The sequence below is a fragment of the Micromonospora sp. NPDC048842 genome (assembly GCF_040649935.1).
GTDB lineage: Bacteria > Actinomycetota > Actinomycetes > Mycobacteriales > Micromonosporaceae > Micromonospora > Micromonospora hortensis.
Window position 1 is genome coordinate 241,425 of sequence record NZ_JBEZGK010000002.1, and the last position, 12,063, is coordinate 253,487.

Sequence of the window (12,063 nt, forward strand, 5' to 3'; positions counted from 1 at the left end):
CTTCCACGTGCCAGGTCGGTCAGCTCACCGAGGCGAGCGCGCCCGGCCAACTGTCGCGGAAGATGTCCGCGCTGCGGTCGGTGGCGCTGAACGTGCCGGCGAAGAGGTTGCTCACCCGGTTCGCCTCGGCGGTGCTGGGGTAGGCGTTGGTGCAGCTGGTGCCGGCGCTGCCGCCGGACATCAGCAGGGCGCAGTTTCCGTTGTAGTTGTCCGGCAGGCCGAGGATGTGCCCGATCTCGTGGGTCATGATCCGCAGCACGCTGTACTGGGCGGCCTGCTGGGTGTCGATGTAGACCCGGCCGTTGCCGAGGCTGGTCCGCTGGGCGTACGAGCCGCCGCCGGTGATCCGGTAGATGCGCAGGTTCGAGCCGCAGTTGGCGGAGAGCGTCAGGTTGACTGTGGCGTTGTTCCAGATCGAGGCCGCCTGGTTGGCGACGCTGGCGTAGTTGCCCGCCTGGCTGGTGTTGTAGCAGATGGTCATGGCGGCGGACGCGGGCGACGGGTTGGCGACCGTGATGCCGAGGGTGGCGAGTGTCGTCGCGAGCAACGCGACGGCGAGCCGGTTGAGTCGTGAGGTCATCGCTGACTCCGATCTGGGAGGAGGGGTGCCAGGAGCCTAGCGATATGTATTCACGTTTTTCAATGTCTTGCTCTCGGCTTCGCTGTCTGGTTCGCTCGTAGGTCGCCGACAACCACGCCGATGCGCTAGCCTAACGATCGTTCAGGTCAGTATGGCGGAGGAGTCGGCGTGACGCTCGACGGTGAGGCACTGGAGCAGCTGCGCAAGCGGGCCCGGTCCGGCGGCGCGGACAAGTACCACGCGGCCAACGCGGCCAAGGGCAAGCTTTTCGCCCGTGAACGGGTCGCACTCCTGGTCGACGAGGGCTCGTTCGTCGAGGACGGCCTCTACGCCAACACGATGGCAGAGGGGCTGCCCGCCGACGGCGTGGTGACCGGCACCGCCACCATCGACGGCCGACAGGTCTGCCTGATGGCCAACGACTCCACAGTCAAGGCCGGCAGCTGGGGTGCCCGCACCGTCGAGAAGATCATCAGGATCATCGAGCGGGCGTACGGCGCCGGCGTGCCGATGGTCTACCTGGTCGACTCGGCCGGTGCCCGGATCACCGACCAGGTCGACCTCTTCCCCGGTCGGCGTGGCGCCGGCAAGATCTTCTGGAACCAGGTCCGCGCCTCGGGCTCGATCCCGCAGGTCTGCGCGCTGTTCGGTCCGAGCGCTGCCGGTGGTGCGTACATCCCGGCGTTCTGCGACGTCGTGGCGCTGGTCGACGGCAACGCCAGCATGTACCTCGGCTCCGACCGGATGGTCGAGATGGTCACCGGCGAGAAGACCACCCTGGAGGCGATGGGCGGGGCGAAGGTGCACACCGCCGAATCCGGCGTGGGGCACTTCCTCTGCAAGACCGAGGCCGACGCGCTCGACGTCGTGAGGACCTACCTGTCGTACCTGCCGGCGAACTGGACGCAGGCGCCGCCGACCGCACCGGCGGTCGCCGCGCCCGCGAAGGCCGACCTGGCGGCCTTGGTGCCGGCCAGTGAGCGGCAGGCGTTCGACATGCGGCGGTACGTAAAGGGCCTGCTCGACGAGGGTTCGTTCTTCGAGATCCAGGCGCTCTGGGCCAAGGAACTCACCATCGGCTTCGGCCGTCTCGACGGTCAGGTCGTCGGGGTGGTCGGCAACAACTCGATGTTCAAGGGCGGCGTGCTCTTCGTCGACTCGGCCGACAAGGCCACCCGGTTCGTGCAGCTCTGCGACGCGTTCAACGTGCCGCTGCTGTTCCTCAGCGACGTACCCGGCTTCATGGTCGGTAGCGCCGTGGAGAAGCAGGGCATCATCCGGCACGGCGCCAAGATGATCACCGCGATCTCCGAGGCGACAGTTCCGAAGATCTGCGTGGTGGTCCGCAAGGCGTACGGCGCCGGCCTCTACGCGATGGCCGGCCCCGGGTTCGAGCCGGACGCCACCATCGCGCTGCCGACCGCGAAGATCGCCGTGATGGGCGCAGAGGCTGCCGTGAACGCTGTCTATGCCAACAAGATCGCCGCCATTGCGGACGAGGACGAGCGGGCGGCCTTCGTCGCCGCCAAGCGGGCCGAGTACGAGCAGGACATCGACGTCGTCCGGCTGGCCAGCGAGCTGGTGGTGGACGCCATCGTCGAGCCGCACGACCTGCGCACCGAGCTGGTTCGCCGATTCGCGGCGGCGCGTACCAAGGATCGGCACTTCTCCCGCCGTCGGCACGGCGTCACACCGGTCTGATCACCGACTCAGGCCCGCACAGCGACCCGCGTCGGCGTCACGAGCGCCGAGGCGGACCGTCCTTACAGGAGGATGAGATGGACTTCCGGCTCACCGACGAACAAGCGGCGCTGCGCGAGAGCGTGCGGGAATTCGCCCGCGAGGTGATCGCCCCGGTCATCGCCGAGCACTACGAGCAGCACACCTTCCCCTACGAGGTGATCCGGCAGATGGGCAAGATGGGCCTGTTCGGTCTGCCCTTCGCCGAGGAGCACGGCGGCATGGGCGGCGACTACTTCGCGCTGTGCCTGGCCCTGGAGGAGTTGGCCCGGGTCGACTCCAGCGTCGCCATCACGTTGGAGGCGGCGGTCTCGCTGGGCGCGATGCCGATCTACCGCTTCGGCACCGAGGAGCAGAAGGCGACCTGGCTGCCCCGGCTGCTCAGCGGAGAGGCGCTGGCCGGCTTCGGTCTCACCGAACCGGGCACCGGCTCGGACGCCGCCGGCACGCAGACCCGGGCGGTGCTGGACGGCGACGAGTGGGTGATCAACGGGTCGAAGGCGTTCATCACCAACTCGGGGACCGACATCACGGCCATGGTCACTGTCACCGCGGTGACCGGCACGAACCCGGACGGCTCCAAGGAGCTGTCGACGATCATCGTGCCGACCGGCACGCCCGGGTTCGCCGTCGCGCCCGGCTACTCCAAGGTGGGCTGGACCGCCTCGGACACCCACGAGCTGACGTTCGACGACTGCCGGGTGCCGGCCGCCAACCTGCTCGGCGAGCGGGGCCGGGGTTTCGCCCAGTTTCTGCGGATCCTCGACGAGGGCCGGATCGCCATCGCCGCGCTCGCCGTCGGCCTCGCGCAGGGCTGTGTCGACGAGTCGATCAAGTACGCGAAGGAACGGCACGCCTTCGGCAAGCCGATCGGCGCCAACCAGGCCATCCAGTTCAAGATCGCCGACATGGAGCTGAAGGCACACACCGCTCGCCTGGCGTACTACGACGCCGCCGCGCGGATGTTGGCCGGCGAGCCGTTCAAGCGGCAGGCCGCCATCGCCAAACTGCACGCCAGCACTATCGCCGTGGACAACGCCCGGGAGGCCACCCAGATCCACGGCGGGTACGGCTTCATGAACGAGTACCCGGTGGCCCGGTTCTGGCGGGACTCCAAGATCCTGGAGATCGGCGAGGGCACCAGTGAAGTGCAGCGCATGATCATCGCTCGGGATCTGGGCCTCTGAGTGGCCCCGCCGAACTGATCGGCCGGTCGTCCCGAACGGACTGTCCGTACGGCTGTCGGGTTTCGGCGAGTGGGCGTCAGTAGCCCGACGTTCGACTGCCGACGGTCGGAGTCCATCCGTACTCTTCGTGCCCATGACTCCGGATCATGAGTGGTCGCGGAGCCCGGCTGGACGTACCACTCTGCCGGAGCTGCTCCGCGGGCATCGACGCGCCGCCGGCCTCACCCAGGCCGAGCTGGCGTCCCGGGCCAGGGTGGGTGTCCGTACGGTGCGTGACCTGGAGCGTGGCCGTTCGATTCGGCCACAACGCACCACTGTCGAGCTGCTCGCCGGGGCGCTGGCGCTGACCGGCACCAGCCGGGCGGCGTTCCTGGCCGCGGCCCGCGGCGCCGGTGTCGAACCGGCCTCGCCGGACGCCACCTCGACGACGTTCGCGGTCGGCGGCAACGCCACGTCGGCCGCCGCACCCGCCGACCCGTCGGTAGCGCTCCCGCCCCCGGTCGCGTTGATCGGCCGGGAGCGCGACCTCACCGAGCTGGCCGGAATGCTGACCGCGGAGCGAGGCCCCCGGTTGGTGAGCCTCGTCGGGTTGGCCGGCGTCGGCAAGACCGCCCTGGCGACGTCGGTGGCGCACCTGGTGGCCGCCGCCCACCCGGCCGGTGTGGCAGGGGTGCTGGTGGGCGAGGGTGCGGACGGTCCGGACGTGCTCGCCGCCTCGATGTCGGTGCTCGGCGTGGCGCGCCTGCCCGAACTCGTGGCGTTGCTCGCCGGGCGGCCGACGCTGCTGGTGATGGACGCGGTGGAGCGCGCCCCGGGCCCGGTGGCCGCGACTCTGCACCGGTTGCTCGGCGCACTGCCCTCGCTGCGGGTGCTGGTCACCGGGCGGCACCCGGTCGGGTTGCCCGGTGAGCGGGTCTGGCCGGTCGCGCCGCTCGACGTGCCACCACCGGAGGCCGAGCACTCCGGACTCGAATCGTGGCCGGCGGTCGCGTTGTTCACCGCCCGGCTCGCTCAGGTCCGCCGGGAGCCACCCACCCCCGCCGAGTTGCCGGCGCTCGCCGCGTTGGTGCGCCGGTTGGGCGGGCTGCCGTTGGCCATCGAGCTGATGGCCGCCCGGGGCCGTCTGCTCGACCTCACCGAACTGCTCGACCGGTACGGCGACCGGGTGCTCGACCTGGCCACTCCCGCCGACGCGTCCGCCCACCCGGTCTGGGACGCACCGGAGGCGCTCGGCAGCCGGACGAGCGGCCCCGACACCCGTGCGGCGGTCTCGGTCGCCGTCACCCTGCGGGACGCCGTGGCGTTCAGCTACCGCCTGTTGGCGTCGGACGAGCAGGCGGCGCTGCGGCAGTTGGCCGTCTTCGGTAACCGCTGGTCGGTCGAGTTGGCCGAGGAGATGCTCGCCGACGAGGCCGACCGGGACGGCACTGTGGCGATCGACCCGGTTCCACTGTTGGACCGCTTCGTCGAGTTGGGGCTGCTGAGCGTACGCGGATCCGGGTCGTTCCGGTTCCGGCTGCTCGACGCGGTCCGTGACTACGCCGTCGAGCAGGCGGCCGGTGCAGGCGAGCTGACCTGTATCCGGCGTCGACACGCCGAGGTCATCGCGCGCCTGGTGGCCCGTACCGCCAGTGACCTGACCGGCCCACGGTTACCCGACGCGGTGCACCGGCTGGACGAGATGAGCAGTGACATCAGCTCGTCGTTGGCCCACGCGACCACCGACGACCCGTTGACAGCGCTGCGCCTGGCGGCCTGCCTGACCCGCTGGTGGCGGTTCCGCGGACGCGACGTCGTCGGTCGGCAGTGGTTGCGGCGGCTGTTGGCGGACCCGCGAACCGCCGACGCTGATCCTCTTCTGCGTGGCTGGGCCGCCCTCGGGGTCGCCAGGCTGGCGGCGGAGCACGGCGCGGGTGCCGAGGAGTTGTCGACGGCCCGTGCGGCGTTGAACACCTTTCAACAGGCCGGCGACGTCACCGGGGAGTTGGAGGCGCGGAACGTGCTTGGCACCCTGCTGATCTCCGTGGGGCGGCAGGACGAGGCTCGCGAGCAGGCCGAGGCGCTACTGCGGTTGGCTGCCCGCAACGGGCGGACCCGGGACCTGGCGGTGGCCCAGAACAGCCTCGCCTGGCACGAGATCCGCGCAGGTGATCTGGCTGCGGCCCGTCGCCGGCTCGCCGCTGTGGACCGACTCGCCGCCGAGAGTGGGGAGCAGCGACTGCGGGTGCTGGGCTGGGCCAATCGAGCCGAGGTCGCCCGACTGGAGGGCTGGTACGCGGACGCCATCGACCGTGGTCGGCGGGCGATCGTGGCCCTGTCCGAGCTGGGTGATCCCGGGCGTCGCCGTCGGGTGCTCGGGACCGTCGGGCTCGCACTCGCCCAGGACGGGCGGGCCGCGGAGGCCACCGAGGTGCTGACCGAGTTGCGTGCCGGGGGTGTGGAGGCGCTGCCGGCGCGGCCGACCGTGCCGCGACCGCGACCGCGCTCGGACGACGCGGCGCTGGCCTGGGGTGGGCCGGAGGCCGGGCTCTGTGCGCTGATCGAGGGGAACCTGGCGCTGCACCGGGGCGACCGGGAGTTGGCTGCCGAGTGGTTCGCGGCCGCGGCCGACCATGCGGGGCAGGATCGCCGCGACGCGGTGGAGGCGCTGGTTGGGCTGGCTGCGAGCACTGCGGACCCGTCGGTGCTCGATCGACTGGACCGGGTCTGTGCGGAGGGCGGCATCCGGCTGTTGCCGCAGGAGTCGGGACTGCTCTACGCGCTGCTCGCCGCCCGAGGTGGACCGGCTCAGTAGCCTGCGCTCTCCCCGAGCGGATCGCAGCGGTGAGAGTGGCGCGGGCGAAGAGCCCCCTTTGGTGCTACCCCTCGCTGATCGCCCGCGCCGTCACCCCCCGGTGATCCCCGGTGCAGGAAGCGTGCCACCGGCGCGCTGGCAGAAAGTCGGCTTGGACCGAATCCTCCAGCTTGGCCGGGTCAGTTCTGCCGGTCTTTCTGCCGCTGCCGCCGCCCGACGGCGGGTGGTGGTCAGTGCCGTCGGGTGGCGCTGTCGGTGGCGGCGACCTGCTCCGGGCCGACGTCGTCACTGCCGGCGGTGGCGCACGGATGCGCGGCGTCGCGGACCCGACGCAACCCGTCGAGCAGGGCTGCCAGCGCCTCGGGGTCGAGTTGCCCGGTGAACCACTGTTCGATCATCTGAAGATGCCCGGGCAGCGTCTCGTTCAGGCGTTGCATCCCGGTGGCGGTGACCACCGCGTACGAGCTGCGTCGGTCGTTCGGGCAGGCCCGGCGGGTGAGCAACCCGTCGCGCTCCATCCGGTCGACCACCCTTGTCACTCCGCTGGTCGAGAGGGAGGTCTGTGCGGCGAGGTCGGTCATGCGTAGTTGGTTGCCCGGCGAGCGGGCCAGTCGGGTGATGACCTCGAACTCGACCGCGGAAAGGCCGTGCTCCTCGAGTTGGGCGTTGAACCGGGCTGACAGCCCGGCGTGTGCCTCGAAGAGCAGGCCGACGGCGGTGATCCGGGGATCGTCGAAGACGTTGGTCACCCGTTCATCATACCAGTGGTTGACACGGGGAATGTTGCAACGGTTATAGTTGCTCAAGCAGTCGTTGGGCTACTAAACAATCTCCTGGAGGACAGCACCATGACCAGCAGCATCGATGCGGTTACCCGCGACTGGGACGGCCTCACCATCCCGGCGGCCGGCACCTACGCGCTCGACGTGGCGCACAAGCGGGTCGGCTTCGTTGCCCGGCACATGATGGTGAGCAAGGTTCGCGGTGAGTTCAACGAGGCCACCGCCACCATCACCGTCGCCGAGGACCCGCTGCAGTCGTCGGTCGTCGCCACCATTCAGGCCGCCAGCGTCGACACCACCCAGACCGACCGGGACGCCCACCTGCGCAGCCCCGAGTTCCTGGACGCCGAGAAGTTCCCGACGCTCGAGTTCCGCAGCACCGGGGTCAAGTCCCGTCGCGGCAGCGAGTTCGTGCTCACCGGTGAGCTGACCATCAAGGACGTCACCCGCCCGGTCGAGCTGGAGGTGGAGTTCGAGGGTGTCGGCCGCAGCCCGTTCGGCCAGGACATCTTCGGCTTCTCCGCGAGCACCGAGATCGACCGCGAGGAGTTCGGCCTGACCTGGAACGTCGCCCTGGAGACCGGGGGCGTGCTGGTCAGCCGCAAGATCAAGATCGAGATCGAGGGCGAGGCCGTCCGTCAGGCCTGATGTCCCGGAATCGCCGGAGGGCAGGGGGAACCCTCACGGCGATCCGAAACGCAGGGCCCGCGCCGCACGTCGGCGCGGGCCCTGCGTCGTTCCCACTGGTGGTAATTGTCACGGGTTGTTCGCACCGCAATCGGGTCCAGCCAGTCGACGACGGGGTACAGATGGCGCCACGAGCGCGTCCGCTCCGGTCGCCGTCGGATCAACGCCGTCGGCCTCTGGCCCCGGTCAGGTGGGCGCTCTTACCGTGGATGCTTCACAAAGCGCTTCCGGGACGGCATGATCCCGACCGCGCCGGCCGTCGGGAGGACACATGGGCAGGGACGTCTCAGAGGGCGCCTTCACCCGGGATGATCGCGTCCGATATCGGCAGAAGGTGCGGCGGTGCCTGGACGTCTTCGCCCTGATGCTTGACGACTTCGGCTTCGACGCCGACCGGCCGATGACCGGCCTGGAGATCGAACTCAACCTGGTCGACTCGGCCGCCGAGCCGGCGATGCGCAACGAGGAGATCCTCGCCGACATCGCGGACCCTCTCTTCCAGACCGAGTTGGGGCAGTTCAACCTTGAACTCAACGCCGAGCCCCGACTGATCGAGGGCACCGGCTTCGCCGACTACGAGCACGACCTGCGCGGCAGCCTCTCCCGGGCCGACGAGCGTGCCGCCAGGTCCGACGCGAAGATCGTCCTGGTCGGCATCCTGCCCACCCTCACCGAGGGGCACCTGGTCGAGGACAACCTCTCCACCAACGAGCGTTACCGGGTGCTCAACGACCAGATCGTCGGCGCCCGGGGCGAGGACATCGAGCTGGACATTCGCGGCGTTGAGCAGTTACGCACGCACACCGACTCGATCGCCCCCGAGGCCGCCTGCACGAGCCTCCAGTTCCACCTCCAGGTCGCCCCGGACAGCTTCGCCGACTACTGGAACGCGTCCCAGGCCATCGCCGGGGTGCAGGTGGCAGTCGGGGCGAACAGCCCCTTCCTGTACGGCCGCCAACTGTGGGCCGAAACACGGATCGCCCTGTTCCAGCAGGCCACCGACACCCGTCCAGACGAGCTGAAGGCCCAGGGAGTACGGCCGCGGGTCTGGTTCGGCGAACGGTGGATCACCTCGATCTTCGACTTGTTCGAGGAGAACGTCAGGTACTTCCCGCCGCTGCTGCCGATCTGCGAGGACGAGGACCCGGTGGAGGTCCTGCACGCCGGAGGTGTGCCACAGCTCGGGGAGCTGCGGTTGCACAACGGCACCGTCTACCGGTGGAACCGTCCGGTCTACGACATCATGAACGGCCGCCCTCACCTGCGAGTGGAGAACCGGGTGCTGCCGGCCGGTCCGACGGTGGTGGACATGCTGGCCAACGCGGCCTTCTACTTCGGGCTGGTACGCGGCCTGGCCGAGGCCGACCGACCGATCTGGAGTCAACTCACCTTCAGCTCCGCCGAGGAGAACTTCCACGCCGCCGCCCGACGTGGCCTCGACGCCGTGCTGCACTGGCCCGGGCTCGGCGACGTGCCGGTCACCAAGCTCGTCCTGGACCAACTGCTGCCCACCGCCGCCACCGGTCTGGACGGGTTCGGCGTCGCCCCGGCGCAGCGGGATCGGCTGCTCGACATCATCGAGCAGCGCTGCCGTACCGGCCGCAACGGCGCCGTCTGGCAGACCGAGGCGGTCTGGGCGGCGGAGCGGCACCACGGCATGGACCGGACGGCCGCGCTACACCACATGGTCCAGCGCTACGCCGATCTCCAGCGCACCAACGAACCCGTCCACACCTGGCCAACCACCTAATCCACCCCACCCCCACCCCACCCCCCGAGCGCGTTGATCATGAAGTTATTGCCATGACACGCCGGGCGAGGTGGCAATAACTTCATGATCAACAGGGCAGGTGGGTGGGGGTTGGGGTGGGGTGGGGTGGGGCGGTATTAGTCGGTGGTGGGGCGGGTGGCGCGGCGGGCTGCTCGGGTGCGCCGGCTCGTGGCGGTCAGGTCCTCTGCCGCTGTTGCTTCGGTGGGACGACCGGCCGGATCCGCGAGGTCCGGGTCCGTACGCGGGGCGGGAACCTGCGGTGCTGCGGTGGTGTCGCCCGGCAGCGAGTCCGTCCGGGGCGTCCGCGGTGGGGCGTCGGCCCTCCTGCGCCGCGCCGCGGTTCCGGCCGTGGAGGCTGAGGTTGTGGCGGTCGAGGCTGAGGTTGTGGCGGTCGAGCCGGAGACCGGCGGGGTGGGCTCGGTCTCGGCGACCGGGGCCGGGTCGGCCACCGTGTCCCGAGGCACCGCACTCGGCTCGGCCGAGCGGCTCAGTTGGGCCGGGCGGTTCCGTTCGCTTCGCTCGCCGAGGCGGGCGGCCAGCACCGAGCCGCCGATACCGGCGATCACCGCGTACGGGGCGATCAGCTGGGTGGACAGCTGCGCGGGGCCCAGCGTCGACCAGTGCGGCAGGGTGGTCAGGTAGGCGAGCGCGACGAGCACCGGGCCTGCCGCGCCGGAGGCCGCCGCACCGACGCGGTGCTCGCCCGAGCGGGCGGACCGCCGGGCGGCCAGTACGCCGATCAGCAGCGCGGGCACCAGCGCCAGCAGCGCGCCGGGCCAGTAGAGCTGGCCCCCGATCCAGTACCGGGCGTGGTCCGGGTCGAACTGCCAGGTGCCGAGTTGCGCGCCGGTCAGCCCTCGTCCGACGCGTACCCCGTCGATCACGGAGATCACCGCGAGCAGCCAGAGCCAGGCGGCCGTCGCTGTCACGTTGACCGCTGCTGCTCGGGAGCGAAGCGCCCAGATCGCGACGAGGACGCCGATCAGGATGCCCAGCGTCGCCTGTAGGGCGGCCGTCCGTTGCGGAGCGCCGGTGTCCGCGCCGGTCGCGACCCGCGCGGGCACCGCGATCAACAGCACCGTGACCAGGCCGCCCAGCCCGGCGCCAAGCGCCAGGGCCACCCGGCGCAGCAGGCCGCCTCGGTCGTGGACCGGCGGCTCCGCCACCGGTGGTGGCGTGCCCGCCACTTCCGGGCGGGCGGTGTCGACGGCCGGTGAAGGCCCGTCGACCGGGCCCTCGTGCTCCGGCTTCCGATCGTCGAGCTGCGGGCCCTCCTGGCGGGCAGCGCCGTCGGGCGACGTTTCCGGAGAGATCACGGTCTTCGCCGGGGCGTTCCGTTGGTGCAGACGCTGCGCGCAGACCGCGCCGAGGACCGTCGAACTGGCGGCGAGCCAGGTGGCCCAGGCGAGGCCGTCCGCCCAGGCTGTGTCGGTCGCACCGGCATCGGTGGGCGTCCAGGTGATGACGCCGAGCCCGTAGCCGAAGCCCAGTTGTGCGGCACCCGCGCCGGCAGCGACCCCGATCGCCGTCGCGATCGACACTCCCCAGCCCTGTCTGGCCATGCCGGGCAGCGTAACGTCCCGTCGTCGGCGCGGCGAGTCGCAAAGACCCGCCGGTGTGGACCGCCGGTGCGGGCGGATTGGGCGGCGGGCGGTACGGTCGCCGGTGATGAGGCGGTGGGCGTTATGACGGACACGAACACGGGCCAGCAGAATGCCGCCGGTGGCGGTGCGGGCCGGGCCAGCGTCGTGCTCGGTGGCGGGTTGGCGGCGGTGCTGCTCGCCGCAGTGGGTGCGACCGGCGGCTGGTTGCTGGCCGGCGAGGACGAAGCACCCTCTGGTGACCCGCTGGCCGTTGCGACCACTGCTGGCGCGTCGACCACCAGGGCCACCGCACCCCGACCGAGCAGCGGCCGGCCGACACCGTCTGCGGTCCAGACCTCCGCCACCCCGACCAAGGCGGCCGGCCTGACCGTGCCGCCGGTGATCGGCACCGACTTCGAGCAGGCCCGGGACACGCTGCGCAAACAGCGGCTGGGTTGGCGGCTGGTCTTCGGTGGCGGCGTCGGCCGTACGGTCGAGAGCACCACACCGGACGTGGGCACCGAGGTCGCCCGGGGAACGACAGTGCAACTACAGGTCGCCGGGCCGGCGCCGGCCGCCGAGGTGCCGGACGTGGTCGGCAAGAGTTGCGCCGACGCCGCCGACGAGTTGGTCGACGAGGGCCTCTACCCGCGCTACCTCAGCGGACGTACCGGGAAGGTCAGCCGGCAGGAGCCCGCCGAGGACGGCCCGGCCCGGTGGAACGACCAGGTCAGCATCTGGTGCGGCTCCGACAGCCAGCCGACCGCGAAACCCACGCAGTGATTCCAGGCCGGCGGGCTCGAGCCTGCCGGCGCCTGACGCCGTCCTGTCCCGTCGGCAGCCGGCGCGGCTCGGCACGCTGATCCCCACCGATGGCGGTGTGGGCGACTAGGTTGGCGGTCGAGGGCCATGACGCCCGTCCGGGTTCGGGAAAGGACG

Annotated in this window: 9 protein-coding genes; 6 read left to right on the forward strand and 3 right to left on the reverse strand. The window is 70.9% G+C overall.

Translation table 11 applies throughout. The features are described from left to right. Nucleotides 1-19 precede the first annotated feature (19 nt). On the reverse strand, nucleotides 20-580 hold the full coding sequence (locus AB0C19_RS03615) for a snapalysin family zinc-dependent metalloprotease (RefSeq protein WP_357178808.1): 561 nt from the start codon (nucleotides 578-580) through the stop codon (nucleotides 20-22). A gap of 168 nt (nucleotides 581-748) precedes the next feature. On the opposite strand from AB0C19_RS03615, the gene AB0C19_RS03620 reads away from it, so the two are divergent. The 3 genes from AB0C19_RS03620 to AB0C19_RS03630 all read left to right on the forward strand — a co-directional run bounded on the left by AB0C19_RS03620 (nucleotide 749) and on the right by AB0C19_RS03630 (nucleotide 6,301). After that, nucleotides 749-2,281, forward strand: coding sequence for an acyl-CoA carboxylase subunit beta (locus AB0C19_RS03620; RefSeq protein WP_357178811.1), 1,533 nt, complete (start codon nucleotides 749-751; stop codon nucleotides 2,279-2,281). A gap of 77 nt (nucleotides 2,282-2,358) precedes the next feature. Beyond that, nucleotides 2,359-3,507, forward strand: a complete 1,149-nt coding sequence (locus AB0C19_RS03625) for an acyl-CoA dehydrogenase family protein (protein WP_357178815.1) — start codon at nucleotides 2,359-2,361, stop codon at nucleotides 3,505-3,507. 133 nt (nucleotides 3,508-3,640) lie between these two features. Further along, nucleotides 3,641-6,301 carry a helix-turn-helix domain-containing protein gene (locus tag AB0C19_RS03630; RefSeq protein WP_357178818.1) on the forward strand — a complete coding sequence of 887 codons (2,661 nt, stop codon included), beginning with the start codon at nucleotides 3,641-3,643 and terminating at the stop codon, nucleotides 6,299-6,301. Nucleotides 6,302-6,531: 230 nt separating this feature from the next. Here the strand turns inward: AB0C19_RS03630 and AB0C19_RS03635 are convergent, their stop codons facing one another. Then, on the reverse strand, nucleotides 6,532-7,050 hold the full coding sequence (locus AB0C19_RS03635) for a MarR family transcriptional regulator (RefSeq protein WP_357178821.1): 519 nt from the start codon (nucleotides 7,048-7,050) through the stop codon (nucleotides 6,532-6,534). Nucleotides 7,051-7,149: 99 nt separating this feature from the next. Here AB0C19_RS03635 and AB0C19_RS03640 point away from each other — a divergent pair, with 99 nt between their 5' ends. Continuing rightward, complete coding sequence (locus tag AB0C19_RS03640) at nucleotides 7,150-7,731, forward strand: YceI family protein (RefSeq protein WP_357178824.1); 582 nt, start codon at nucleotides 7,150-7,152, stop codon at nucleotides 7,729-7,731. A gap of 310 nt (nucleotides 7,732-8,041) precedes the next feature. After that, nucleotides 8,042-9,520: a glutamate--cysteine ligase gene (locus AB0C19_RS03645; protein ID WP_357178826.1), complete on the forward strand. Its 1,479-nt coding sequence runs from the start codon at nucleotides 8,042-8,044 to the stop codon at nucleotides 9,518-9,520. 137 nt (nucleotides 9,521-9,657) lie between these two features. Here AB0C19_RS03645 and AB0C19_RS03650 read toward each other — a convergent pair whose 3' ends face one another. Next, entirely contained in the window at nucleotides 9,658-11,103 is a 1,446-nt protein-coding gene (locus AB0C19_RS03650; protein ID WP_357178829.1) for a hypothetical protein, read from the reverse strand. Between the two features lie 123 nt (nucleotides 11,104-11,226). Between AB0C19_RS03650 and AB0C19_RS03655 the strand changes: the two genes are divergently transcribed. After that, the gene (locus AB0C19_RS03655) at nucleotides 11,227-11,907 is read left to right on the forward strand and encodes a PASTA domain-containing protein (RefSeq protein ID WP_357178832.1); all 681 of its coding nucleotides are present in this window, start codon (nucleotides 11,227-11,229) and stop codon (nucleotides 11,905-11,907) included. Nucleotides 11,908-12,063: the final 156 nt, after the last annotated feature.